The organism is Streptomyces sp. NPDC058864 (genome assembly GCF_042742985.1).
Taxonomy (GTDB): domain Bacteria; phylum Actinomycetota; class Actinomycetes; order Streptomycetales; family Streptomycetaceae; genus Actinacidiphila.
On record NZ_JBHYMQ010000038.1, the window covers coordinates 52,407 to 75,402 of the forward strand.

At 70.7% G+C, this 22,996-nt stretch carries 21 protein-coding genes, 1 tRNA gene and 2 pseudogenes; 8 read left to right on the forward strand and 16 right to left on the reverse strand.

The window, feature by feature from the left end; translation table 11 throughout:
• The first annotated feature begins 21 nt into the window (after positions 1–21).
• Positions 22–1,002, forward strand: coding sequence for an ATPase BagA (bagA, locus tag ACFW3D_RS25850; RefSeq protein WP_500507556.1), 981 nt, complete (start codon positions 22–24; stop codon positions 1,000–1,002).
• Positions 999–2,483: an ATPase BagB gene (bagB, locus tag ACFW3D_RS25855; protein ID WP_500507558.1), complete on the forward strand. Its 1,485-nt coding sequence runs from the start codon at positions 999–1,001 to the stop codon at positions 2,481–2,483. The genes bagA and bagB overlap by 4 nt, the downstream gene beginning before the upstream one ends.
• Here bagB and ACFW3D_RS25860 read toward each other — a convergent pair.
• Positions 2,465–2,815: a WhiB family transcriptional regulator gene (locus ACFW3D_RS25860; RefSeq protein WP_500507560.1), complete on the reverse strand. Its 351-nt coding sequence runs from the start codon at positions 2,813–2,815 to the stop codon at positions 2,465–2,467. The genes bagB and ACFW3D_RS25860 overlap by 19 nt on opposite strands.
• 397 nt (positions 2,816–3,212) lie before the next feature.
• Here ACFW3D_RS25860 and ACFW3D_RS25865 point away from each other — a divergent pair, with 397 nt between their 5' ends.
• Positions 3,213–5,510 carry a transglycosylase domain-containing protein gene (locus tag ACFW3D_RS25865; RefSeq protein WP_500507562.1) on the forward strand — a complete coding sequence of 766 codons (2,298 nt, stop codon included), beginning with the start codon at positions 3,213–3,215 and terminating at the stop codon, positions 5,508–5,510.
• 93 nt (positions 5,511–5,603) lie between these two features.
• Here the strand turns inward: ACFW3D_RS25865 and ACFW3D_RS25870 are convergent, their stop codons facing one another.
• Positions 5,604–6,065 carry a GatB/YqeY domain-containing protein gene (locus ACFW3D_RS25870; protein ID WP_500507564.1) on the reverse strand — a complete coding sequence of 154 codons (462 nt, stop codon included), beginning with the start codon at positions 6,063–6,065 and terminating at the stop codon, positions 5,604–5,606.
• Between the two features lie 76 nt (positions 6,066–6,141).
• Between ACFW3D_RS25870 and ACFW3D_RS25875 the strand changes: the two genes are divergently transcribed.
• Positions 6,142–7,074 (forward strand): metallophosphoesterase, encoded by a 933-nt coding sequence (locus ACFW3D_RS25875; protein WP_500507566.1) that lies wholly within the window; start codon positions 6,142–6,144, stop codon positions 7,072–7,074.
• An 88-nt stretch (positions 7,075–7,162) separates the two neighbouring features.
• Positions 7,163–7,236, forward strand: a tRNA-Pro gene (locus ACFW3D_RS25880).
• A 79-nt stretch (positions 7,237–7,315) separates the two neighbouring features.
• Here the strand turns inward: ACFW3D_RS25880 and ACFW3D_RS25885 are convergent.
• Positions 7,316–8,230: pseudogene (locus tag ACFW3D_RS25885) on the reverse strand (tyrosine-type recombinase/integrase); the annotation flags it as partial.
• A gap of 475 nt (positions 8,231–8,705) precedes the next feature.
• On the opposite strand from ACFW3D_RS25885, the gene ACFW3D_RS25890 reads away from it, so the two are divergent.
• Positions 8,706–9,692, forward strand: coding sequence for an SDR family NAD(P)-dependent oxidoreductase (locus tag ACFW3D_RS25890; protein WP_500507568.1), 987 nt, complete (start codon positions 8,706–8,708; stop codon positions 9,690–9,692).
• Between the two features lie 33 nt (positions 9,693–9,725).
• On the opposite strand, the gene ACFW3D_RS25895 is transcribed toward ACFW3D_RS25890, so the two are convergent.
• The 5 genes from ACFW3D_RS25895 to ACFW3D_RS25915 form a co-directional block, all read right to left on the reverse strand.
• Positions 9,726–9,989: a hypothetical protein gene (locus ACFW3D_RS25895; protein ID WP_500507570.1), complete on the reverse strand. Its 264-nt coding sequence runs from the start codon at positions 9,987–9,989 to the stop codon at positions 9,726–9,728.
• Between the two features lie 774 nt (positions 9,990–10,763).
• On the reverse strand, positions 10,764–11,171 hold the full coding sequence (locus ACFW3D_RS25900; protein ID WP_500507572.1) for a PIN domain nuclease: 408 nt from the start codon (positions 11,169–11,171) through the stop codon (positions 10,764–10,766).
• Positions 11,168–11,398 (reverse strand): type II toxin-antitoxin system VapB family antitoxin, encoded by a 231-nt coding sequence (locus ACFW3D_RS25905; RefSeq protein WP_500507574.1) that lies wholly within the window; start codon positions 11,396–11,398, stop codon positions 11,168–11,170. Before ACFW3D_RS25905 ends, ACFW3D_RS25900 begins: the two co-directional genes overlap by 4 nt.
• A 246-nt stretch (positions 11,399–11,644) precedes the next feature.
• On the reverse strand, positions 11,645–13,210 hold the full coding sequence (locus ACFW3D_RS25910; protein WP_500507576.1) for an alpha/beta hydrolase: 1,566 nt from the start codon (positions 13,208–13,210) through the stop codon (positions 11,645–11,647).
• Between the two features lie 210 nt (positions 13,211–13,420).
• Complete coding sequence (locus tag ACFW3D_RS25915) at positions 13,421–13,885, reverse strand: GNAT family N-acetyltransferase (RefSeq protein WP_500507578.1); 465 nt, start codon at positions 13,883–13,885, stop codon at positions 13,421–13,423.
• A 64-nt stretch (positions 13,886–13,949) separates the two neighbouring features.
• On the opposite strand from ACFW3D_RS25915, the gene ACFW3D_RS25920 reads away from it, so the two are divergent.
• A complete protein-coding gene (locus ACFW3D_RS25920; protein WP_500507580.1) occupies positions 13,950–14,255 on the forward strand; it encodes a DUF6191 domain-containing protein in 306 nt (101 codons plus the stop codon).
• Between the two features lie 46 nt (positions 14,256–14,301).
• Positions 14,302–16,092 (forward strand): S9 family peptidase, encoded by a 1,791-nt coding sequence (locus ACFW3D_RS25925; protein WP_500507582.1) that lies wholly within the window; start codon positions 14,302–14,304, stop codon positions 16,090–16,092.
• On the opposite strand, the gene ACFW3D_RS25930 is transcribed toward ACFW3D_RS25925, so the two are convergent.
• The 8 genes and pseudogenes from ACFW3D_RS25930 to ACFW3D_RS25965 all read right to left on the reverse strand — a co-directional run.
• A complete protein-coding gene (locus ACFW3D_RS25930) occupies positions 16,048–16,902 on the reverse strand; it encodes an SURF1 family protein (protein ID WP_500507584.1) in 855 nt (284 codons plus the stop codon). The genes ACFW3D_RS25925 and ACFW3D_RS25930 overlap by 45 nt on opposite strands.
• A gap of 48 nt (positions 16,903–16,950) precedes the next feature.
• Positions 16,951–17,979 carry a hypothetical protein gene (locus tag ACFW3D_RS25935; protein WP_500507586.1) on the reverse strand — a complete coding sequence of 343 codons (1,029 nt, stop codon included), beginning with the start codon at positions 17,977–17,979 and terminating at the stop codon, positions 16,951–16,953.
• A complete protein-coding gene (locus ACFW3D_RS25940) occupies positions 17,976–18,638 on the reverse strand; it encodes a SigE family RNA polymerase sigma factor (RefSeq protein WP_500507588.1) in 663 nt (220 codons plus the stop codon). Before ACFW3D_RS25940 ends, ACFW3D_RS25935 begins: the two co-directional genes overlap by 4 nt.
• Before the next feature lie 288 nt (positions 18,639–18,926).
• Positions 18,927–20,201 carry an aspartate kinase gene (locus ACFW3D_RS25945; RefSeq protein WP_500507590.1) on the reverse strand — a complete coding sequence of 425 codons (1,275 nt, stop codon included), beginning with the start codon at positions 20,199–20,201 and terminating at the stop codon, positions 18,927–18,929.
• Positions 20,202–20,479: 278 nt separating this feature from the next.
• A complete protein-coding gene (locus ACFW3D_RS25950) occupies positions 20,480–21,127 on the reverse strand; it encodes a DUF5063 domain-containing protein (protein WP_500507592.1) in 648 nt (215 codons plus the stop codon).
• Positions 21,120–21,719: a recombination mediator RecR gene (gene recR / locus ACFW3D_RS25955; protein WP_500507594.1), complete on the reverse strand. Its 600-nt coding sequence runs from the start codon at positions 21,717–21,719 to the stop codon at positions 21,120–21,122. Before recR ends, ACFW3D_RS25950 begins: the two co-directional genes overlap by 8 nt.
• A 22-nt stretch (positions 21,720–21,741) precedes the next feature.
• Positions 21,742–22,077, reverse strand: coding sequence for a YbaB/EbfC family nucleoid-associated protein (locus tag ACFW3D_RS25960; protein ID WP_078619825.1), 336 nt, complete (start codon positions 22,075–22,077; stop codon positions 21,742–21,744).
• A gap of 157 nt (positions 22,078–22,234) precedes the next feature.
• Positions 22,235–22,996, reverse strand: a pseudogene (locus tag ACFW3D_RS25965) (DNA polymerase III subunit gamma and tau); the annotation flags it as partial.

Consider the following 22,996-nt stretch of genomic DNA (forward strand, 5'->3'; position numbering starts at 1 on the left):
CTACTGGTTAGGCTCGCAGGTGTGAGGCTCCACATCGTGACGGGCAAGGGCGGCACGGGCAAGACGACCGTCGCCGCGGCACTGGCACTCGCCCTCGCCGCCGAGGGACGGCGGACCCTGCTGACGGAGGTGGAGGGCCGCCAGGGGATCGCCCAGCTCTTCGAGACCGAGGCGCTCCCCTACGAGGAGCGCAAGATCGCGGTCGCGCCGGGCGGGGGCGAGGTCCACGCCCTGGCCATCGACGCCGAACAGGCGCTGCTGGACTACCTCGACATGTTCTACAAGCTCGGCCGGGCGGGCCGGGCCCTGAAGAAGCTGGGCGCGATCGACTTCGCCACCACCGTCGCCCCGGGCCTGCGCGACGTCCTGCTGACCGGCAAGGTCTGCGAGGCCGTGCGCCGCAAGGACCGGGCCGGCTGGCGGTCGTACGACGCGGTGGTGCTGGACGCGCCGCCGACCGGGCGGATCACCCGCTTCCTCAACGTCAACGACGAGGTCGCCGGGCTGGCCCGGTTCGGCCCGATACACAATCAGGCGCAGGCCGTGATGCGGGTGATGAAGTCCCCGGAGACGGCCGTGCACCTGGTCACCCTCCTGGAGGAGATGCCGGTCCAGGAGACCGTGGACGGCGTGGAGGAACTGCGCGCCGCGGGGCTGCCGACCGGGGCCGTGGTCATCAACATGGTGCGCCCGGTGGTGATGGACGGCGCGACCGTTGCCTCTGCGCGCGACGGGCAGCGCACGGCGATCGCCAAGGCGCTCTCCGCGGCGGGGCTGGGCGGCGCACGCCGCGGCGGCCTCGCGGAGCGGCTCGTCGACCCCCTGCTGGCCCAGGCGCACGAGCACGCGGAGCGCGTGGCCCTGGAGCGCGCCCAGCGCGAGGAACTGACCGCGCTGGGGCTGCCGGCGTACGAGCTGGAACTGATGGGCGACGGGGTCGATCTCGGCGGGTTGTACAGATTGGCTGAAAATCTGCGGAAGCAGGGGCTGGGGGTCGCATGAGCCTGGAGAGTCCGGTATTGGACATCGACCCGTTGATCGACGATCCGAGGACCCGGATCGTCGTCTGCTGCGGCTCGGGCGGGGTCGGCAAGACCACCACGGCCGCGGCGCTGGGCGTCCGCGCCGCCGAACGCGGACGCAAGGCCGTCGTGCTGACCATCGACCCGGCGCGCCGGCTGGCGCAGTCCATGGGGCTCTCGGAACTCGACAACACCCCGCGCAAGGTGGCCGGGATCGACGAGTCCGCGGGCGGTGAGCTGCACGCGATGATGCTCGACATGAAGCGGACCTTCGACGAGGTCGTGCTGCAGCACACGGACCGGGAGCGGGCCCGGGCGATCCTGGACAACCCCTTCTACCAGTCGCTCTCCGCGGGCTTCGCCGGCACGCAGGAGTACATGGCCATGGAGAAGCTGGGCCAGTTGCGCGCGCTCGACGAGTGGGACCTGATCATCGTCGACACCCCGCCGAGCCGGTCTGCGCTGGACTTCCTGGACGCCCCGAAGCGGCTGGGGTCCTTCCTGGACGGCCGCTTCATCCGGCTGCTGATGGCACCCGCGAAGGTCGGCGGGCGGGCCGGCGTGAAGTTCCTCAACGTCGGGATGTCGATGATGACCGGCACGCTCAGCAAGGTCATGGGCGCGCACCTGCTGCGCGACGTGCAGACCTTCGTGGCGGCGATGGACTCGATGTTCGGCGGGTTCCGCTCCCGGGCGGACGCCACGTACAAGCTGCTCCAGGCGAACGGGACGGCGTTCCTGGTGGTGGCCGCACCGGAGCGGGACGCGCTGCGGGAGGCCTCGTACTTCGTGGAGCGGCTGGCGGCGGAGGACATGCCGCTCGCGGGGCTGGTGCTCAACCGCGTGCACGGCAGCGGGGCGGCACAGCTCACAGCGGAGCGGGCGCTGGCGGCCGCGGAGGCCCTCGACGACCTGAACGCCCCGGAAGACCCGGACGGCCCCGAGGATCCGGTGGACCCGGCGGACCCGGACACCGCTGAGGCCGCCGCCGACGACCCCGGTGCGGGAGATCCGTCAACTCCCCTGCTGACCGGGGAGTTTGACGAATCTGCAGAAAATCTTCAAAGCGTCGGCATTGTGGATCAGCCCGGCGGGAAAGCTGGACTCCGTACGGCCGACGGCGGCGAAGGGACCCCCAGTACGGACAGTGCGGACACGAGCTCTCCCGAATCGCCCACCGGCTCCCCGGCCGATCCCGCGCCCGCCCAGGACGCCGTCACGGGCCGGCCCACGGATCCGGACCCGCTGGACGCCGACCGCCTCGCCGCCGGCCTGCTGCGCCTGCACGCCGAACGGATGCAGCTGGTCGCGCGTGAGCGGCGCACCCGCGACCGCTTCGTCTCCGTGCACCCGGACGTGCCCATGGTGGACGTCGGGGCCCTGCCCGGCGACGTGCACGACCTCGAGGGCCTGCGCGCGATCGGCGAACGTCTCGCGCAGGGTCAGCCGACGGCGGCGTAGTCGCCGTAGTCCCCGTCGTAGCCCTCGTCGTCGAGCGGGAGCACACCGGTGCTGCGCTCGTACTCCGTGCGCGCCGTCTCCAGCAGCCTGCGCCACGAGGTGACCGTGGGACGCCGGCGCAGCAACGCCCTGCGCTCCCGCTCGGTCATCCCGCCCCAGACGCCGAATTCGACCCGGTTGTCCAGGGCGTCGGCCAGGCACTCGGTGCGTACCGGGCAGCCGGTGCACACCGCCTTGGCCCTGTTCTGGGCCGCTCCCTGGACGAAAAGCTCATCCGGATCCGTCGTGCGGCACGCGGCCTGCGTACTCCAGTCCACAACCCAGCTGCTCATGCTGGCGCCGTCCTCTCCCGATTCGAGGCTCCCCCACGGCGGCAAGCGGCATATTCACCGTTGCCAGTTGAGGACGTTACGGAAGGTGGGCACGGCGCAACAGCCCTTTCAGGCCCAATCTTGAATGGCCCGAACGGACTATGGGTACGCAGCAGATCACCCGACGGAGTGAGCCGACGACAGAACGGACGAATCACCTCAAAACGGTCAATTCGCCACTTCCGGGGCCTGAGATCCACGTCATATGGCTGGCATATGACGGGAATTCGGGCAGTTCTCATCACCCACAAGAGTGACGAGGGAGGACAGACGTGTGCTCGGTGTTCGCGCCTGTCTGTTACAGAGTAGGCGAACAAGCGAGCCCACGTCTTAAGAATGGCAACGTAAGCTGCACCCCATGGGTCACAAGCGATCGCGCCCCACCAGCAGCGGCGGCACCAGTTCCGCTCAGCAGGCCGCCAAGTTCCTGGGCGTCAGCGTCCTGGCCGGCGTCGTGCTGGCCGGCATCGCCCTCCCCGCGGCAGGGGCACTCGGACTGAGCGCCAAGGGCACCGCCGCCGGTTTCGACTCCCTGCCGGGCGAGCTCAAGCGACCGCCGCTCTCCCAGAGCACCCAGATCCTGGACACCAAGGGCGACCTGATCGCGACCGTCTACTCGCGCGACCGCAAGGTCGTGGGGCTCGACAAGATCAGCAAGTCGATGCAGCAGGCCATCGTGGCCATCGAGGACGCCCGCTTCTACGAGCACGGCGCCATCGACGTCAAGGGCATCCTGCGCGCGCTCAACAAGAACGCCCAGGAGGGCGGTGTCTCTGAGGGCGCGTCGACCCTGACGCAGCAGTACGTGAAGAACGTCTTCGTCGAGGAGGCCGGCAACGACCCGACCAAGGTCGCCCAGGCCACCCAGCAGACGGTCGGTCGCAAGATCAAGGAGATGAAGTACGCGATCCAGCTCGAGCAGGAGCTGGGGAAGCAGAAGATCCTCGAGAACTACCTCAACATCACCTTCTTCGGCGAGCAGGCGTACGGCGTCGAGTCCGCCTCCCGGCGCTACTTCAGCAAGTCCGCCAAGGACCTGACGCTCACCGAGTCCGCGCTGCTGGCGGGTGTCGTCCAGTCGCCGAGCCGGTACGACCCCGTGAACGACCCGGAAGAGGCCAAGAAGCGCCGCGACGTGGTGCTGCAGCGCATGGCCGACATGAAGGACATCACGCAGGCCGAGGCCGACGAGGCGAAGAAGAAGCCGCTGGCCCTCAAGATCACCCAGCCGAAGAACGGCTGCATCACCGCCGTGAACGGCGCCGGCTTCTTCTGCGACTACGTGCGCCAGGTCTTCCTCAGCGACAAGACCTTCGGCAAGACCAAGGCCGAGCGCTCCAAGCGCTGGGACCAGGGCGGCCTCACCATCCGCACCACCCTCGACCCGAAGGCGCAGCGGTCCGTCCAGGACTCGATCAGCGCGCACGTGTACAAGAGCGACGACGTCGCCACCGCCGTGACGCTGGTCCAGCCCGGCACGGGCAAGATCATCGGGATGGGCCAGTCCCGCCCGTACGGCTTCAAGAAGAACCAGACCCAGATCAACCTCTCGGTCAACCAGGGCATGGGCGGTGGCGTCGGCTACCAGCCCGGTTCGACCTTCAAGCCGATCACCGCGGCCGCGGCCATCGAGCAGGGCACCGACCCGGCGACCACCTACCCCGCGCCGTACAAGATGACCTACCCGAGCCCCGTCACCACCTGCAGCGGCAACTGGGTCAACACCGAGGGCAGCACGGTCGAGAACGAGAACTCGTCCGAGAAGGGCCCGTACTCCATGAAGGAGGCGACCGCGAAGTCGGTCAACACCTTCTACGTCCAGCTGATCAGCGACATCGGCGTCTGCCCGGTGGTCAAGATGGCCAAGTCCATGGGGATAGAGCGCGCGAACGGCAAGGCCCTCACCCAGGTGCCCTCGCTGACCCTGGGCAGCCAGGAGGTGTCCCCGCTGACCATGGCGAACGCCTACGCGACCTTCGCCAACAAGGGCGTCTACTGCAGCCCGGTCGCCATCGAGTCGATCACCGACGCCACCGGCAAGAAGCTGAGGGTGCCGCAGACCGAGTGCAAGCGGGCCATGACGGAGCAGACCGCGGCCACCCTGAACACGCTGCTCAAGGGTGTGGTCGAGGACGGCACCGGCCAGCAGGCGGGCCTGTCCGACCGTGACAGCGCGGGCAAGACCGGTACCACCGACGAGCGCTACGCCGCCTGGTTCGTGGGCTACACCTCCGACATGGCCGGCGCGGTCTGGGTCGGCGACCCGGCCCACAAGCGCCACATGACCAACATCACCATCGGCGGCGTCTACCACGCCAAGGTCTTCGGCGCCGACACCCCGGGCCCGATCTGGCGGGACGCCATGTCCGGCGCCCTGGCGGGGACGAGTTCCGACAGCCTTCCGACGGTGGCGATCCGCGAGCCCGAGAAGCCCCGCCACGACGATGACGAGGACCACGGTCCCGGTGACAACCGCGGCAACGGCAACGGCAACGGTGGCGACGAAGGTCTCTTCGGCGGCATCTTCGGCGGCGACACCCTCGGCGGCGACGGCGCGAACGGCCTCACCACCGGCGGCGGCCGCAGCGGCGGGAACAACGGCGGCCCCGGCCCCGGGGCGGGCACCCCCGAGACCGGTGGCACCGGGGCGGGCTGATCCCCGCAGGACGCGACGTGAACGCCGAAGGGGCGCCGGGACCGATCCGTCCCGGCGCCCCTTCGCTCGTACCGGCCGCCCCCTCGGGCGCCGTCAGCCGCCCGCGAGCTGCTTGCGCACCTCAGCGGCGACCCGGCCGCCCTCGGCCAGACCCGCGACCTTCGGGTTCACGATCTTCATGACCGCGCCCATCGCCTTGGGCCCCTCGGCCCCCGACTCCGCGATCGCCGCGGCGACGATCCCGGCCAGCTCGGCGTCGTCCAGCTGCTTGGGCAGGTAGGCGTCCAGCACCTCGCCCTCGGCCAGCTCACGCTCCGCGGATTCCTTGCGGCCGCCCTGCTCGAAGGCCTCGGCGGCCTCCCGGCGCTTCTTCGCCTCGCGGGCGATCACCTTCAGCACCTCGTCGTCGGAGAGCTCGCGCGCCTCCTTGCCCGCGACCTCCTCCCGGGTGATCGCGGTGAGGGTGAGACGGAGGGTGGACGAGATCAGCTCGTCCCGTCCCTTGATGGCAGCCGTGAGGTCGTCGTGCAGACGCTGCTTGAGCGTGGTGGTCATGGCGTCGAGTCTGCCAGGTCGTCGCCGGGAGGGCCGGAGATTTATCCCTGACGAGCCGTCTGCCACCATGGAGGGCATGCGCGCGCGATACGGAGTACCCCTGGGCATCACAGCTGCCGGTGCGGCCTGCGTGGCCTACGCCGCCGGAATCGAGGTGCGGTCGTTCCGCCTGCGCAGGGTGCGGGTGCCGGTGCTGCCGGCCGGGATGCGGCCGATCCGCGTCCTGCAGGTCTCCGACATCCACATGGTGAGCGGCCAGAACAAGAAGCGGCGCTGGCTGCAGTCGCTGGCCGGGCTGCGTCCGGACTTCGTGGTGAACACCGGCGACAACCTCTCCGACCCCCACGGCGTCCCCGAGCTGCTCGACGCCCTCGGCCCGCTGCTCGACCTCCCCGGGGCGTACGTCTTCGGCTCGAACGACTACTACGCCCCGAAGCTGCGCAACCCGGCCCGCTACCTCGTCGAGCGCGTCCGGGGCGTGCACGGCCTCAACGGCAAGAGCGACCCGGCCATCGGCGTCACCCGCAACCCCTGGGAAGAGGTCCGCGACGCCTTCGACGTGGCCGGGTGGGTCGGGGTCAACAACACCCGCGGCCGCCTCAAGCTCGACGACGGCATCGAGATCGCCTTCGCGGGCCTCGACGACCCCCACATCCGGCGCGACCGCTACGCCGCCATCGCCGGCGGCCCCGACACGGACGCCGACCTCTCGCTCGCCGTCGTCCACGCCCCGTACCTGCGCGTGCTCGACGCCTTCGCCGCCGACCGCTACCCGCTGGTCCTCGCCGGTCACACCCACGGCGGACAGCTGTGCATCCCCTTCTACGGGGCCCTGGTCACCAACTGCGACATCGACACCGACCGGGTCAAGGGCCTGTCCACCCACGAGGCCGCCGGCCACCGCTCCTACCTGCACGTCTCCGCAGGCTGCGGCACCAACCGCTACACCCCGGTCCGCTTCGCCTGCCCGCCCGAGGCCACCCTGCTCACCCTGACCCCGGGCGCCTGAGCCGCCCGCGAAAACCGGATTTCGTCTCCAGCGGGAGGTCCGCTAGAGTAATCCTCGTCGCGCCGGGCCCAAGGGCAGGGCGGGACACCGGGGTGTGGCGCAGCTTGGTAGCGCGCTTCGTTCGGGACGAAGAGGCCGTGGGTTCAAATCCCGCCACCCCGACTCCGAAAAATGCAGGTCAGGGCCGGTTTCCTCACTGAGGGAACCGGCCCTGCTTGCTGTTGAGTGTCTAAGTGAGTGTCTACGGCTTCGGATCGCGCTTGAAGATGCCGTCCATGACCACCGCGCCAGTCTGGATCACGGGGCGGATCTGCTTCCGGTAGACCTCCTCAGTGACCGCCGTCCCCGAGTGGCCGACCAGGCGCGAGATCTCCTCCAACGGCACCCCGCGGTCCGAGAGCAGGGACACGAAGCTGTGACTCAGCTCCCGGGGCGTCCACTCAGCGGCGTTCACGCCGTTCGCATTCTTGAGGGCCGCGCGAAAGGCCCGGCGGACGTGGGAGGCGTCGCCTCCCTTGCCCACAGCGGAGCTGAAGACGGGTCCCTGTTCCTCCCAGGCATCGCCGGCCGCCAGGCGGTCCCACCCTTGGTCCTCCCAGTGCTGCCACAGCACCTCTACGCACCGGGCGGGGAGCGCGAGCGTACGGCGTGACTTCCTGGTCTTCGCGTCGCCCCCGGAGCGGACCGAGCGCCACGCCGCCATGCAGGGCGGGGTCGGCGGGTCGGTCTTGGGGTCGCCGCGCAGGAAGACGTGCTCCCAGGTGAGCGCCCGCATCTCTTCGGTGCGTGCTCCGGTGAGGAGCGCCACCACGATGCAGGCGTGCATCGAGGTGCGTTCGGCAGCTGTCAGCACTGCCTCGGCCTGAGCGAGGGTGAGCGCCTTGGACGGCCGGCCAGGCTGCCCCTTGGGCACCGAGCACAGCTCCACGACATTGCGCTTCACCTTGTCCCGGGCCATGGCCCGCTTCACGGCGCGGTTCAGGCAGGAGTGGATGCCCTCCAGAGTTCGGGTGCTGAGGGTCTGCGCCAGCTTGCCGAGCCACTTGTCCACGTCTTCGGCGCTCAAGTCCCGCAGCTTTCGGGCCCCGAGCGCCGGGATGGTGTGAATGCGGCTGAGGCTGGTGCAGGCGTCCACGGTGCCCTGGTCGCGGCCTGCCCGAGTCGCGGCAAGCTTACGGGCCCCGACCTCTCGCCCCATGGCAGCTCCCGTGCAAAGCCGCTACGCCAACCTCGACCGGAGCGCTCACCGCTTGGGGTGGCGGAGAGCCCAGTCTCAGTTGCTTGGCGTCGGCTCGGTTCACCAACGAGCCCGCAGAACCCCGTCGTTGTCTGGCATGACAGCTGAGAGCAGAGGAACACTTTCACCCGCGTACGTGGACAGTAGTGCGGCAGCGCGGGCGCTGCGCATACGGGCATTCAGCTCCAGGAATGCGGTCTCGTCGTCCGCCTAACGACACCGCCCTGGGAGTCCAGGCCTATCGGCTGAGAGGAAGCAGGTTCCAATCAAACCCTGCTGGCCTTTGATTCCCCCTGTCCAGCCCCCTACATTCGAAGTAGTCGACCGGTCTACAATTAACCAGACCTGCCGATCTCCGCATCCCTGATTACCCCATTGACTAGGACTTGAGGTCATGACATCTGCCAAGCGCATCCGCACCCCCTTCGGAGAAGAGTCGACGGCCGCCGATGTCATTGAGGGTGTCGACCTTTCCGGCAAGCAAGCTGTCGTCACCGGCGCGGCTTCGGGTCTCGGCACCGAGACCGCGCGCGCCCTCGCTGATGCCGGCGCGTCAGTCACCCTCGCGGTCCGCGACACAGACGCCGGTGAGCGGGCCGCGGCCGACATACGCAAGGCCACCGGCAACAAGGCCGTCCATGTCGGCCGGGTCGACCTCACCGACAAGGCGTCGATCGCCGCCTTCACGAGCGCATGGACAGGGCCCCTGCATATCCTCGTCAACAACGCCGGCGTGATGCAGCTGCCCACGCTCGATCGCACACCAGATGGTTGGGAGCTGCAGTTCGCGTCCAACCATCTCGGCCACTTCGCGCTCGCGTTCGGCCTGCACGAGGCGCTCGCGGCAGCCGGCAACGCGCGCATCGTGTCGCTGAGCTCCCGCGGCCACCATGCCTCACCTGTTGAGTTCGACGACATCAACTTCACCTCCCGCCCCTACGACCCGCGACTCGGTTACGGGCAGTCCAAGACTGCCAACGTCCTCTTCGCGGTCGGGGCGACCAACCGCTGGGCAGCCGAAGGGATCACCGCCAACGCCGTCCACCCCGGGGTGATCCTGGGGACGAACCTGACTCGCTACATGGAGCCGGAACAACTCGCACAGCTGCGTGAAGCCGAGACGGCCGGGGAATTCGGCATGTTCCAGGGCGCGCCGTTCCGGTTCAAGACGGTCGCTCAGGGCGCCGCGACAAGCGTCCTGGTCGCGACCTCACCCCAGCTGGAAGGAATCGGCGGCCGCTACTTCGAGGACAACAACGAGGGGGAAAGGCTGTCGGCCGAGGCCGTGGGGAAGGCCCCCGGTGGCGTAGCCCCGTACGCGGTCGACCCGGACGCCGCCGAACGTCTGTGGGAACTGTCGCTTGCCGCAATCGGCGCGTAAGCAGATCGCCGAGCTGACATGAATTTTTACCCGTCACGGATCGGCGTGATTAGCTGCTGCCCCGCCTTGCAGTCCCGCGAACACGACCAAAGAGCCATCCCGCTCAAACCTCAGCACGCGGAGCCCGTCAGTTTCCCGGGCTGAGTCCGGTTCAGGGTGAAGCTCTTCGTAGCGCTGATGGCAGAGATCAATCGCTTCACGGAGCGACCATCCTCGTGACTCACGTATCGTCTTCACGGCGAGTACGGTGCGCCCCTCCAGAATGTCGCAGTCCACGCTCGCCGGCAGTCCGGTCATGGCTCCCCCAGAAGTCGCTGTACAGCAACGGGGTACAGCAACCGGGCAGACCGCAGTCAACCGAGTGGGACCCCTGCCAACTCTGCTGAACAGTGAAGCGACCCTCAGCGACAGTCGAGCCCATAGTTCGCATCGAGGGGACCCGGCGTGCCGCAGCCGTGCCAGGTGAGGCGGTGCCGAGCGGGGACCCACGGGGAACAGCCACTGGAGGATCCCTGTGCACACCGCCGTTTTCCTGCTGCGGAGCGCGTTGGGCACGGGTGGCGTACTTGTGGGCGTCTGGGAACTGACGCGCCAGGCTTCCGGGCGGGGCTGGAGGAAGCCGCGGCTCTTCTCTGCAGTGGCGGCTGCGTTGCTCGCCGCGCTACTGGCCGTCTAGACAAGTAGCAAGACCACACCGACTGAGTGCCTAACTGCGCTACAGCGGCCCCGCACCGAGGCGTACAACCACGAACGTCTACGGACCGTTCTCGCAGCTCAGGGACAGTGCAGCCGCAGGTCACAGGGGCGCTCCCATTGCTTCGGGACGAAGATGCCGTGGGTTCAAATCCCGCCACCCCGACTTCGTAAAGTGCAGGTCAGAGCCGGTTTCCCCTTTGGGGAGACCGGCTCTGCTTGTTATTGGACCAGGCACGACATCTCGTCCGGCGGCACCCCAGTCCGACAGCACCAACACGAAGCTCTGCCGCATCTGCCGGGGCTGGGTTCGCCGTTCGGGCGGTGTGGATCAAGACGTCTGCCATGGCCATGGATCTTGGAAAACTGGCCGACCGGCTACCTCAGGTCAATCATTCGGACCGGCTGCCCGGTGGTGCGGACGATGGTTTCGAAGTCGCGGTCGTAGTGCAGCAGCGTGAGCCCTGCTTCCTCTGCGACTGCCGCCACGATGAGGTCGACGGCTCCGGCACTGCGGTGCTCCCCCTTGGCGGTGAGCTCGCGCTGGACGACGCGCGCACGCCGGTAGATGCCGTCGGGCATGGGGCACCACGAGAACTGGTTCAGTCGTTCCTGGACGGCCTCGCGGTCTTTCACGGAACGCGCGGAGTAGAGGATTTCCAGTTCGGTAAGGTCGCACAGGGCAATCAACCCGGCACCCATCCGGTCTTCCCACTCCTGAGTTGCCCGACGCAATAGCATACGAGCAAGGGCCGACGTATCGATGAGGTAGTCGGCCACACTCATCGGGCGGAACCACCACCGCGGTAGTTTTGCTTGTCCAAGAGGAGTTCGACATCGAGGGCGCCTTCATCCCCGAGATCCTGTAGTTCACGCAGGGCGCGCAGGCGACGATTACGGGCGACGATCTCACGCAGAGCCGTGTTGATGGTGTCCCGCTTCGTGGAAGTGCCCAGCTCTTTTGCCGCGGCCTCCAGAGCCTCGTCGTCGAGATCAATGACGGTTCGACTCATGAACTCCACCTCCATATACATGGAATCATGTATCAGTATACATGATCGAATATATCGTGTGGGCGGAGCGCGCGCGGCCCCTTCACAGCAGACCCTTACCAGCGGAAACGTCGGATGGAGCCAGTGTCTGCTTGGGCGGCCGTGTTGGTGTTCGGGCTTGATAGCAAGCACGGTTGACCTGGTTGTCCCAGCCATGGGGCCAAGACCAGGACGTCGATCAACGGAGGGGACCTCTCAGCAAGCCTGTCAGCCGCAGACCGTGCCCGGGGCAGGGAGTTCGCCGTGGGTGAGGTAGAGGTCGACGGCGTCGTCGACGCAGGGGCTGCCGCGGTGGTAGGCGGTGTGGCCGTCGCCGTCGTAGGTGAGGAGCCGGCCGGAGTCGAGTTCGCGGGCGAGGGACTGGGCCCAGGAGTACGGGGTGGCGGGGTCGCGGGTGGTGCCGACGACGAGGATCGGGGCGGCGCCGGGGGCGGCGATGGGGTGCGGGGCCTGGGTCGCCGGTACGGGCCAGTGGGTGCAGAGCACCAGGAACGTGGCCAGCGAGGCACCGAACTGGGGCGAGGCGCGCAGGAAGGCGGGCAGGGCGGCCTCCGCCTCGGCGCTGGAGAAGCGGGCGCCGAGGGTGGCGCTGAGGCAGTCGACGGCGAGCAGGGCGTCCGTGGCGTTGCCGGAGGTGTCCTCGTCCGTGCCCGCGAACTGCTGCAACTCCGCGGTGTCGCCGGCCAGGGCCTGGCGCAGCATGGTGCGCAGTTCCTCCCAGGACGCCTCGCGCAGGGCCGTGATGACCGCGGTGAGGAGGTCCTCGCCGGTGACGGCGATGTCCTTGCCCTGGCGCAGCGGGCCGGCGTCCAGCTTGTCCACCAGGCCGTCGAGGACGCGCCCGGCCTCCGCGACGGAGTGGCCGACCGGGCAGTCCGGGCGGGCGGCGCAGTCGGCGGCGAAGGACTCCCAGGCCACCTGGTAGCCGGCGGTGCTGTCCAGGTTCTCGCGGTAGCCGTCGAGGGCGGGGTCGATGGCGCCGTCGAGGACCATGCGGCCGACCCGCGAGGGGAAGAGCTCGGCGTAGGTGGCGCCCAGGTAGGTGCCGTAGGAGTAGCCGAGGTAGTGCAGGCGCTCGTCGCCGAGGAGGGCCCGCACGACGTCCATGTCGCGTGCCGCGTCGGGGGTGCCGAGGTGGGGCAGCAGTTTCCCGGCCTGCTTCTCGCAGGCGTCGGCGAGTTCCTCGAACGCCTCGTAGGAGTCGGCGATCTCCGCCGCGCCGCCGGAGACCCGCAGGCCGAAGCCCATGGGGGTGGCCGGGGTGTCGGTGTCGCAGTCGACGGGGGTGCTGTACTGCACGCCGCGCGGGTCGACGGCGACCAGGTCGTACGCGGAGCGCATGGCCGGGGAGAAGGTGCCGGCGGCGGCGACCAGGTAGTCGACGGCGGACTCGCCGGGGCCGCCCGGGTTGATCTGGAGGGAGCCGACCCTGGCGGCGGCGTCGCCGGTGGCCCGCACGCGGGCCGCGGTCAGGGTGATGTCGCCCGCCTCCGGGCGGGAGTAGTCAAGGGGCACCGTCACGGTGGCGCACTGGAAGCCCGGCACGTCCTGGCAGGCCGCCCAGTGGAGGCGCTGCTCGTAGTAGCGCCGCAGCTCCGGGGGTACGTCCGCCGCGGGGTCCGCGGCCGCGGCCCGGCCGGCCTCGGGCGCGGGCCGCGGCGGGACGGTGGTGGCGCAGGCCGCGGTCAGCAGCAGCCCGCAGGTGCTCAGCACCGCGAGCGCGCCGCGCAGCCTGCGCCGGGGTATCCCGTCGGTGTCCAGGACAGCGATCATCGCCACGCCTTCCTCGTGTGCCCGTGTGAGGGGGGGACCGCCGGACGCGGCGCCGGGACCGGCCCGGGGGGGGCATCGTCCGGTCGTGTCGCGGAGCGTTCGGACGCGCCCCCCGCGACTCCGCTGCGTCATCACCCCATCACACGTCGTGCGTGGCGGCGGCCCCGGGTGGGCCGAACGTGTGAATCCCCGGGGCGCTGCGGAAGGGGTTCAGCGGGGCGCGTAGGCGATGCGCTCGAAGGGCCACGCGCGGGCCAGCCAGCCGGCGACGACGCGGTGGAGTTCGGCGTCCAGGTCGGCGTGCGGGGCGCTGACCCAGGAGCGGACGTCGGCGGTCCCGGGCTCGTCGCGGGAGCCGTAGACGTACACGCACCCGATGACCTCGCCGCCGGGCACGGACAGGACGGTGTAGGTGAAGCCGGTGCGCCGTTCGAAGTCCTCCGCGTGCTTGCGCAGGTCCTCGAGGTTGGCCTCCGGGGTCATGCCGTCCGGCGGCGGCCAGGAGCGGCCCTCGAAGCCGGGGGTGGCGCGGATGTGGTCGATGCTGGAGGTCCAGGCGGCGTGGTCGGCGGCGTTGTGCCGCGGACCGAGGGGTTCGAGGCGGAAGCGGTCGGTGGCGGGCGGGTCGGGGACGGTGAAGCCCGGCGGGACGAGGGGCTGTTCGGCGGCTGTCATGGCGCGAGGGTAGCCGGGTGCCGCCGCGCCGTCCGGGCCGGCGTCGCTGTGCGAAGGTAGGGCCATGGGTGTCGAGTTCGTGGTCTTCATGACGCTGCCGGGCCTGGTGATCCTGCTGATCGGGGTGGCCTTCGTCGACCAGGTGCTGCGCGCGGGCCGGTGGGGCGGACGCAGCGGGCAGGTCTCCTCGACTGGTTTCGAGCAGCTGCACGCGAGCTTCTCCCCCGGCAAGCGGAGCGAGTTGGACGAGCGCCGGGCGACGCTGATGCTGCGCGACGAGGAGGGCGACGGGGCTCCCCCGCGGTCACGGGTGGACCTGGGGCGGGGGACGGCGCTGATCGTCCTTCCGGGACGTGAGCGCAGCGGGTGACGACGGCCACGGTCCGCTGCGGGGCGCGATCGGGTTTGATGGTGCCATGAGCGACGTCATGGCTGGGATGCCGGATTGGGAGAAGCGCTTCCGGGCGCCACGCGTCGGACTGCCGGAGTGGGCGGAGGACGCCCCCCACCGCAGCCTGTTCGTGTCGAATGCGACGGGTACGTACGAGCTCTACGCGTGGGACCGGACGACCGGGGCGCAGCGGCAGGTCACCGACCGGCCGAACGGCACGTCGGACGGGACGCTGACGCCGGACGGCGCCTGGGTGTGGTGGTTCGCGGACACCGACGGGGACGAGTTCGGGGTCTGGATGCGGCAGCCCTTCGAGGGCGGTGCGGACGAGCCCGCCGCGCCCGGCCTGGAGCCCTCGTACCCCGCGGGGCTGGCGCTGGGCCGCGGCGGGCTGGCGGTGGTCGGCCGCTCCACCGACGAGGAGGGCACGACGGTCCACGTCGTGCGTCCCGGGGCGGATCCGGTGGAGATCTACCGGCACGAGGAGTCGGGCGGCGTCGGCGCGCTGTCGGAGGACGGCACGCTGGTCGTCGTCGAGCACACCGAGCACGGCGACGCGATGCACTCGGCGCTGCGGGTGGTCACGACGGACGGCACGACGGTCGCGGAGCTGGACGACAGCGAGGGCGGCACGAAGGAACTGGGCCTGGAGTGCCTGGGGTTCGCCCCGGTACCGGGGGACGCCCGGCTGCTGGTGGCGCACCAGCGGCGCGGCCGCTGGGAGCCGATGGTCTGGGACGTCACGGCGGGCACCCAGACGCCGCTGGCGATCGACCTGCCCGGTGACGTCGCGGCGGAGTGGTACCCGGACGGCACCGCGCTGCTGGTGGTGCACTCCTACCGGGCCCGCAGCGAGATCTACCGCTACGGGCTGGCGGACGGGGAGCTGACCCGGCTGGAGACCCCGGCGGGCTCGGTGAGCGGCGCCACGGCCCGCCCCGACGGCACCGTGGAGTTCCTGTGGTCGTCCGCGGCGGCGCCCTCCGAGGTGCGGTCGACGACCGGCGCGGTGGTGCTGGAGGCGCCCGGCGAGCGGGCCCCCGGGTCGCTGCCGGTGGAGGACGTGTGGGTGGACGGGCCGGGCGGCCGGGTGCACGCGCTCGTCCAGCGGCCCGCGGCGGGCGAGGGCCCGTACCCGACGGTGTTCGAGATCCACGGCGGGCCGACCTGGCACGACTCCGACGCCTTCGCCGCCGGGCCGGCGGCCTGGCTCGACCACGGCTACGCGGTGGTGCGGATCAACTACCGCGGTTCCACGGGCTACGGCCGGGAGTGGACGGACGCGCTCAAGCACCGCGTCGGCCTGATCGAGCTGGAGGACATCGAGGCGGTCCGGGCGTGGGCGGTGGAGTCCGGCTTCGCCGACCCGGCCCGGCTGGTGCTGTCCGGCGGCTCCTGGGGCGGCTTCCTGACGCTGCTGGGGCTGGGCACCCGGCCCGAGCTGTGGACGGTGGGCCTGGCGGCGGTGCCGGTCGCGGACTACGTGACGGCGTACGGCGACGAGATGGAGGCGCTGAAGGCGCTGGACCGCACCCTGTTCGGCGGTTCCCCCGAGGAGGTCCCGGACCGCTACGAGGCGTCCTCGCCGATCACGTACGTGGCGCGGGTCAAGGCCCCGGTCTACATCTCGGCGGGCCTCAACGACCCGCGCTGCCCGATCCGGCAGATCGACAACTACGTCGAGCGGCTGGCGGGCCTGGGCAAGGCGCACGAGGTCTACCGCTACGACGCGGGGCACGGCTCGCTCGTCGTCGACGAGCGGATCAAGCAGCTACGACTGGAGCTGGACTTCGTCCGGCGCCACCTCGGCGGCTGAGGCCGGGGCCGGCCCCTCCTCCGCGACGAGGCCGAGCTCGGCGTCGCGCCGGGTCTCGGCCTCCCGCCGGACGAGCCGGAACCACATGAAGACCACGAAGCCCGCGAAGACGAACCACTCACCGGTGTAGCCGAGGTTCTGGAAGGCCTTGAGGTCCAGGCCCGTACCGCTCGGCGCGACCGGCGGGACGGCCCGCAGCGGCGCGCGGACGCCCTCGGTCTGGGTGATCCAGGCGCCGTACACCTGGTACGGGACGAGGTTGACCAGGGAGGCCGCGCTGATGATCCCCAGCTGTCCCTCGGGGAGGCCGCCGCTGCCGATCGCGCCGTCGGTGTCGGCGCCCTCGGGGGCCTGCAGGGCCCCGGTGACGGTGACCTCGCCGGCGGGCGCCGCCGGCACGTCGGCGGCGGACGCGCGGTCCGCGTCGCCGGGCAGCCAGCCGCGCACGACGGGCAGGACGGCCTGGCCGCCCCCGGTCCGCAGCGGGGTGAGGACGTAGTAGCCGGTGCGTCCGTCGAGCTCGCGGCCGGGGACGAGGAACTGGTGCGCGGTGTCGTAGCGGCCGGTGGCCCGTACGGTGCGGCCGGCCGTCTCGGTGGTGACCGCGGAGGTCGCCCGCGGCAGCAGGCGCTCCAGCGGCACCGCGTCGCGCGCGGCGGCAGCGGGCGTGTCCTGGGCGGCGCGGTGGCTGTCGACGCGGGCCTCGAACCGGCTCAGCTGCCAGCTGCCCATGAACGTGCAGACGACCACGGCGCACACCGTGAAGAGGTGCCCGCCCAGCCAGCGGGGGGACAGCAGGAACCGGTACACGCCGTCAACGGTACGGGGCGCCCGGCCGTCCCCGGGAACCGCCCCCCGCTACTGGGCGGCGACGGCGCCAGTCTTGTACACCGTCCCGGCGCAGGCGCCGTCGATCGTCGCGTTGACGACGGGAGCTCCGGCCTCCGGGGTGTGGCTCAGCACGACGGCCGCCGGAGCGCTCTGACCGGCTCCGTTGTCGCTCGCGGGGGGCGCGGACGCCTCGCCGGACGGGCTGTTGGTGGCGGTCGCGGTGGGCGTCGGCGTGGACGGGGGCGTGCAGCCGCCCGCACCGCCGGCGGCCGGGACCCAGGTGAACTCGACCCGGTAGCTCTGTCCGGGCTTGAGGATCAGCGTCGTGCCGAGGGAGTCGGGCAGTGAGGTGCCGTCGTTCGGGGTGTGGTCGACGACGCTGATGCGGGCGGGCTCGGCCGCGCCCTGGGCGCTGAAGGTCACCGAACCGCCGCCGTCGACGGTGCACGAGTCCTTGGAGACGTTGCCCACCTTGAACCAGCCGCTGACCCGGCCCGAGCCGTCCGCGGCGCCGGCGTAGCCGGAGGCGTCGCCGAGGTCGTCGGTGGCGCACACCGGGGCGTTGGCCGCGAGCGTGTCGGAGGGGTCCGCGGGGTCCGAGGACCCGGGGGTGACCTGTTGGTGCGTGTCGCCGGTGGGCGTGGGGCTCTCGTCGGGGCGGTCGTCGCCGACGGACGGGCTGGGCGTGCCGGCTCCGGCGGCGGGGCCGTCCGGGTCGCCGTGGGTGCCACCGGTGTCCTGGGCGCTGGAGGCGTTGCTGGCCCCGGTCTCGGTGGAGCCGGAGAGGTTCGCCGCGTGGAGGGCCGCGGGGACCGCGACCAGCGCCAGCAGGCAAGCGGCCGCGGTGCCGGCCAGCAGCTGCCGGCGGTGTGCCCGTCGGGCGGGGACCGCACGGCGCAGGTGGTCCAGCGCCTCGTGACCGGGCTGGATGTCGCTCACCGCGTCGTGCATGAGCCGGCGCAGCGCCAGTTCATCCGGGCTGAGCCGCACCTCGGGGCTGCCGCCGCTGATGTCGTTCTCGGGTTCCATACCGCCGGGTGGGTTCGGGTTGGTCATGCCGGGGCCTCCATCGCGACGCGGAGCGCCGCGAGACCGCGCGAGCCGTACGCCTTGACCGAGCCTATGGAAATGCCGAGGGTCTCGGCCACTTGGGCTTCGGTCATGTCGGCGAAGTAGCGCATTACGAGCACCTCGCGCTGCCGGCGCTGCAGCTTGCGCAGGGCCGCCTTCAGTTCGTCGCGCTCCAGCGCCTCGTACGCGCCCTCCTCGGCGCTCGCCATGTCGGGCATGGGCTTGGACAGCAGCCGCATGCCCATGATCCGGCGGCGCAGTGCGGAGCGGGAGAGGTTGACGACGGTCTGCCGGAGGTAGGCGAGGGTCTTCTCGGGTTCGCGGACCCGCTTGCGGGCCGAGTGGACGCGGATGAAAGCCTCCTGGACGACGTCCTCGCAGGAGGCGGTGTCGTCCAGCAGGAGCGCGGCGAGGCCGAGCAGCGAGCGGTAGTGGGCCCGGTAGGTCTCGGTGAGGTGGTCGACGGTTGTCCCGACTGACATCGCGTCGTCAGTGTCGCCGCGGTCCGAGGGGGCCTGCGCCACAGGCCAGGGCGCGATCACCGGGATGCCGCCGACTGCGCGCGACGGCCGCCGGACGTGCGGGCGCGCCGGAGCGCTGCCCCGCCCCACGAGGGGTGCTTCGATGCCGAGTGCCTCTGCCACGACTGTTGGACACGCGTCCCCCCGTCAGGGTTGTACGCCCGAGGCACCGTTTTTGACGGTGTAGCACATATGCGCATGCGTACCAACTCTTCCCCAATGCCCCTTTTTGCTGGCGCTGTTGCGCCGCGCCCGGCCTGCAGCACAGTAGGGCAGTGCGCTGACACAAGGACGCTCCCTGTGCGTCGCGCGGTTGCGACACACAGGGAGCTGAAATTGTCTGGCGCCTACAGGCTTCCGATCAAGCGGTATAGACCAGGGATTTGGGTCACCCGACCGGAATCGGGGTGCTCAGCGGCCCGTTCCTCCGTAGACGACCGCTTCGTCGGTTTCGCTGTCCAGGCCGAACGCGGAGTGCACGGCGCGCACGGCCTCGTTGACGTCGTCGGCGCGGGTGACGACCGAGATGCGGATCTCGGAGGTCGAGATCAGCTCGATGTTGACGCCCGCGTTGGACAGCGCCTCGAAGAACTGCGCGGTGACACCGGGGTTGGTCTTCATGCCGGCGCCGACCAGCGAGATCTTGGCGATCTGGTCGTCGTAGCGGAGCGTCTCGAAGCCGATGCCGCCCTGGACGCGCTTCAGCGCCTCGATCGCCTTCGGGCCGTCGGCCTTGGGGAGGGTGAAGGAGATGTCGGTCAGGCCGGTGGCCGCGGCCGACACGTTCTGCACCACCATGTCGATGTTGATCTCGGCGTCCGCGATCGCCCGGAAGATCACGGCGGCCTCGCCCGGCTTGTCGGGCACACCGACGACCGTCACCTTGGCCTCGGATGTGTCGTGCGCGACACCGGAGATGATCGCGTGCTCCATGCCCTTCTGGTCCTCTCGCGGCTCATTGCTGACCCAAGTGCCCTGGAGGCCGGAGAACGACGACCGGACGTGGATCGGGATGTTGTATCGGCGGGCGTACTCCACACAGCGGTGGAGCAGCACCTTGGAGCCGGAGCTGGCCAGCTCCAGCATGTCCTCGGACGAGATCCAGTCGATCTTCCGCGCCTTCTTCACCACGCGCGGGTCGGCGGTGAACACACCGTCGACGTCGGTGTAGATCTCGCACACCTCGGCGTCCAGGGCCGCCGCCAGCGCCACCGCGGTGGTGTCGGAGCCGCCCCGGCCCAGCGTCGTGATGTCCTTGCTGTCCTGGGAGACGCCCTGGAAGCCGGCCACGATCGCGATGTTGCCCTGGTCGAGCGCGGTGCGGATGCGGCCCGGCGTGACGTCGATGATGCGCGCTTTGTTGTGGACGGAGTCGGTGATGACACCCGCCTGGCTGCCGGTGAACGACTGCGCCTCGTGTCCGAGGTTTTTGATCGCCATCGCCAGCAGGGCCATGGAGATCCGCTCTCCGGCGGTCAGCAGCATGTCGAACTCGCGGCCGGTAGGCATCGGAGATACCTGCTCGGCGAGCTCGATCAACTCGTCCGTCGTGTCGCCCATCGCCGAGACCACGACGACCACTTGGTGGCCGCTCTTCTTGGCATCGACGATCCGCTTGGCAACGCGCTTGATGCCCTCGGCATCCGCAACGGAGGAGCCGCCGTACTTCTGCACGACAAGGCCCACGTGCGCTCCTCAAATCCGGTACTGCGTTCGGCTCAGTCTAACGAGCAGGCCGGTACGGACCCCTCAATACCACATGTTGAGACGCCAAGCCCACTCTGCGGGCCATCTGCCCAAGGACACGCCGGGGTATGCACGCCGGGCCACGTGCTCCCGGTCACTACGGCCCCGGTCGCCCCCGTACGGACGCGCGCCCGCCCCCTCGGGAGGGGACGGGCGCGATGGCGTCCTGGGACCGGGTCCGGGGTCCTGGGAGCGGGTCCGGGGTCCGGGGTCCGGGGTCAGCGGCTGGGGCGCAGCCCCAGGGGCTTGGCGATCTCGGCGGCCATCACGCGGCCGGCCTCGGCGGCGAGCTTCTCCTCGTCGTCCGCGCCGTGGTCGGTGTCCAGGCCGTCCAGCGCGTCCAGCGGGCTGTCCAGCCGCACATGGGCGACGAGGGACTGCAGGGCCCGCAGCGAGGCCGAGGCGGTCGGCCCCCAGTTGGAGAGGTAGGAGAACTGCCACCACCACAGCGCCTCGCTGACCCGGCCCTCCCTGAAGTGCGCCAGGCCGTGCGCGAGGTCCGTCACCACGTCCGCGAGGTCGTCGGAGATCCGGCAGGCCACCGGCGTGCTGCGCGGCACGTACGGGTCGAAGACCTCGGAGTAGACGTCGATCGGCTCCAGCAGCACCGCGAGCCGCTGGCGCAGCTCGTCGGCGTCCGGCTCCGGGCCGATGTCGGGCTCGTAGCGCTCATCCGGGACGATGTCCTCGTGCGCCCCGAGGCGGCCGCCGGCCAGCAGCAGCTGGGAGACCTCCAGCAGCAGGTACGGCACCGCGCTGTCGGGGTCGTCGCCCTTGGCGACCTCCCGTACCGACAGGATGAAGCTCTCGATCTGGTCCGCGATCGAGGAGGCGAAGTCGTCGGGGTCCAGGGCGTTGTCAGACATCAAGCAGCCGCCTTCCTTCAAAGGCCCGGCCGAGCGTGACCTCGTCGGCGTACTCCAAGTCGCCGCCGACCGGCAGGCCGCTCGCGAGACGGGTGACCTTCAGTCCCATCGGTTTGACCATGCGTGCGAGATACGTGGCCGTCGCCTCCCCCTCGAGGTTGGGGTCGGTGGCCAGGATCAGCTCGGTGACGGTGCCGTCCGCGAGCCGCGCCAGCAGCTCCCGTATGCGCAGGTCGTCCGGGCCGACCCCCTCGATCGGGCTGATCGCGCCGCCGAGCACGTGGTAGCGGCCGCGGAACTCACGGGTCCGCTCGATCGCCACCACGTCCTTGGACTCCTCGACCACGCAGATGACGGCCGGGTCGCGGCGCGGATCACGGCAGACCCGGCACTGGTCGGCCTCCGCCACGTTGCCGCAGACCGCGCAGAACCGGACCTTCGCCTTCACCTCGCTCAGGGCGTGCGCGAGCCGTCGGACGTCGGCGGGGTCGGCCTGAAGGATGTGGAAGGCGATCCGCTGCGCGCTCTTGGGACCCACGCCGGGCAGCCTGCCCAGCTCGTCGATCAGGTCCTGAACCACGCCCTCGTACACGCTGTGCCCTCTTCGCCCGTGACTAGAAAGGAAGGCCGGGGATGCCCCCGAGCCCCTGGGCGAGCGGGCCGAGCTTGTTCTGCTGCAGCTCCTGCGCGCTCGCGGTGGCGTTGTGCACGGCGGCGACGACCAGGTCGGCCAGCGTCTCCGTGTCCTCAGGATCGACCGCCTTGGGATCGATGACCAGACCCCGCAGCTCGCCGGCTCCGGTCACGGTCGCCTTCACCAGGCCACCGCCCGCCGTGCCCTCGATCTCGGTCTCGGCGAGCTCCTGCTGGGCCGCCGCGAGGTCCTGCTGCATCTTCTGTGCCTGCTTGAGCAGCTGCTGCATGTTCGGCTGACCACCACCGGGGATCACGGTCTCGCTCCTGCCTCACGACGTCGGTTGTGCGGGTAGGGCGAGCCTACGTGCTCAGGGCCCCGCTCGCGCTACCCGTACGAGGGAACGAGCGGCGCGCGTCGCCCGTTCCGCCCCGGCTGTGCCGTTCCCCACAGGAGGAACGGGGCCGCCGCGGCTACTCGTTGGCGATCTCCTCGATCAAGGTCGCGCCCAGCTCGCGCACGATCAGGTCGTGGCCGCTGAGCGCCGTCTCGTCCAGGTCCGGGTCGTCGTCCTCGGGCATGTCGTACTCGACGGGCGGGGGCTCGTCGGCGAGGGGCGGGTAGGCGGACGCCGCCGGCGCGGCGTTGACCGCCGCACGGGCCGCCGCCGCGGCGGGCGGCGACGGAGCTGCCGGGGACGGCCCCGGGTTCTGGGACTGCTGGTGCGGTTGCTGGTGCGGTTGCTGCTGCGACTGCTGATGCGGCTGCTGGTGCTGATGGGGCTGCTGTGCGGACGGTGCCGGGGAGGCGGGGCCGGGACGGGGCCCGCCGGAGCCACCGCCCGGGCCCGATGGGCCGGCGCCGCCGCCTCCGGGGCCGCCGCCCGGACTGACGATCGCCTCGATGCGCCACTGGACGCCCAGGGCCTCGGTGATCGCCTGCTTGAGCACCTCCTCGTGGCCGCGGTTGGCGAAGCTGTCGCGGGCGCCGGGGTTGTCGAAGCCGATCTGCAGCGTCGACCCGTCGAAGCCGACGAGCCGGGCGTTCTGCTCGAGCAGTATCCAGGTCACCTTCCGCAGCCGCTTGACCGCCTCGAGGACGGTGGGCCACATCTGGTGGACGCGCGAGGCGTCGCCGATGGGCTGCGCGGTCGGGGCGGCGGGGGCGGCCTGTGCCGGGGCGGGGGCCTGCGCGGGCGGGGCCGCGGCGGCGGGCGCCGGGGCCGCCGCCGATGC

What these genes read in the sequence shown, in the direction of transcription:
- ACFW3D_RS25865 (WP_500507562.1), top strand. Translation starts at nt 3,213, where the DNA reads ATGGGTCACAAGCGATCGCGCCCCACCAGCAGCGGCGGCACCAGTTCC.
- ACFW3D_RS25870 (WP_500507564.1), bottom strand. Translation starts at nt 6,065, where the DNA reads ATGACCACCACGCTCAAGCAGCGTCTGCACGACGACCTCACGGCTGCC.
- ACFW3D_RS25905 (WP_500507574.1), bottom strand. Translation starts at nt 11,398, where the DNA reads ATGAGTCGAACCGTCATTGATCTCGACGACGAGGCTCTGGAGGCCGCG.
- ACFW3D_RS25860 (WP_500507560.1), bottom strand. Translation starts at nt 2,815, where the DNA reads ATGAGCAGCTGGGTTGTGGACTGGAGTACGCAGGCCGCGTGCCGCACG.
- ACFW3D_RS25920 (WP_500507580.1), top strand. Translation starts at nt 13,950, where the DNA reads ATGGGTGTCGAGTTCGTGGTCTTCATGACGCTGCCGGGCCTGGTGATC.
- bagB (WP_500507558.1), top strand. Translation starts at nt 999, where the DNA reads ATGAGCCTGGAGAGTCCGGTATTGGACATCGACCCGTTGATCGACGAT.
- ACFW3D_RS25875 (WP_500507566.1), top strand. Translation starts at nt 6,142, where the DNA reads ATGCGCGCGCGATACGGAGTACCCCTGGGCATCACAGCTGCCGGTGCG.
- ACFW3D_RS25935 (WP_500507586.1), bottom strand. Translation starts at nt 17,979, where the DNA reads ATGACCAACCCGAACCCACCCGGCGGTATGGAACCCGAGAACGACATC.
- ACFW3D_RS25900 (WP_500507572.1), bottom strand. Translation starts at nt 11,171, where the DNA reads ATGAGTGTGGCCGACTACCTCATCGATACGTCGGCCCTTGCTCGTATG.
- ACFW3D_RS25890 (WP_500507568.1), top strand. Translation starts at nt 8,706, where the DNA reads ATGACATCTGCCAAGCGCATCCGCACCCCCTTCGGAGAAGAGTCGACG.
- ACFW3D_RS25910 (WP_500507576.1), bottom strand. Translation starts at nt 13,210, where the DNA reads ATGATCGCTGTCCTGGACACCGACGGGATACCCCGGCGCAGGCTGCGC.
- ACFW3D_RS25950 (WP_500507592.1), bottom strand. Translation starts at nt 21,127, where the DNA reads ATGTCTGACAACGCCCTGGACCCCGACGACTTCGCCTCCTCGATCGCG.
- ACFW3D_RS25925 (WP_500507582.1), top strand. Translation starts at nt 14,302, where the DNA reads ATGAGCGACGTCATGGCTGGGATGCCGGATTGGGAGAAGCGCTTCCGG.
- ACFW3D_RS25915 (WP_500507578.1), bottom strand. Translation starts at nt 13,885, where the DNA reads ATGACAGCCGCCGAACAGCCCCTCGTCCCGCCGGGCTTCACCGTCCCC.
- ACFW3D_RS25895 (WP_500507570.1), bottom strand. Translation starts at nt 9,989, where the DNA reads ATGACCGGACTGCCGGCGAGCGTGGACTGCGACATTCTGGAGGGGCGC.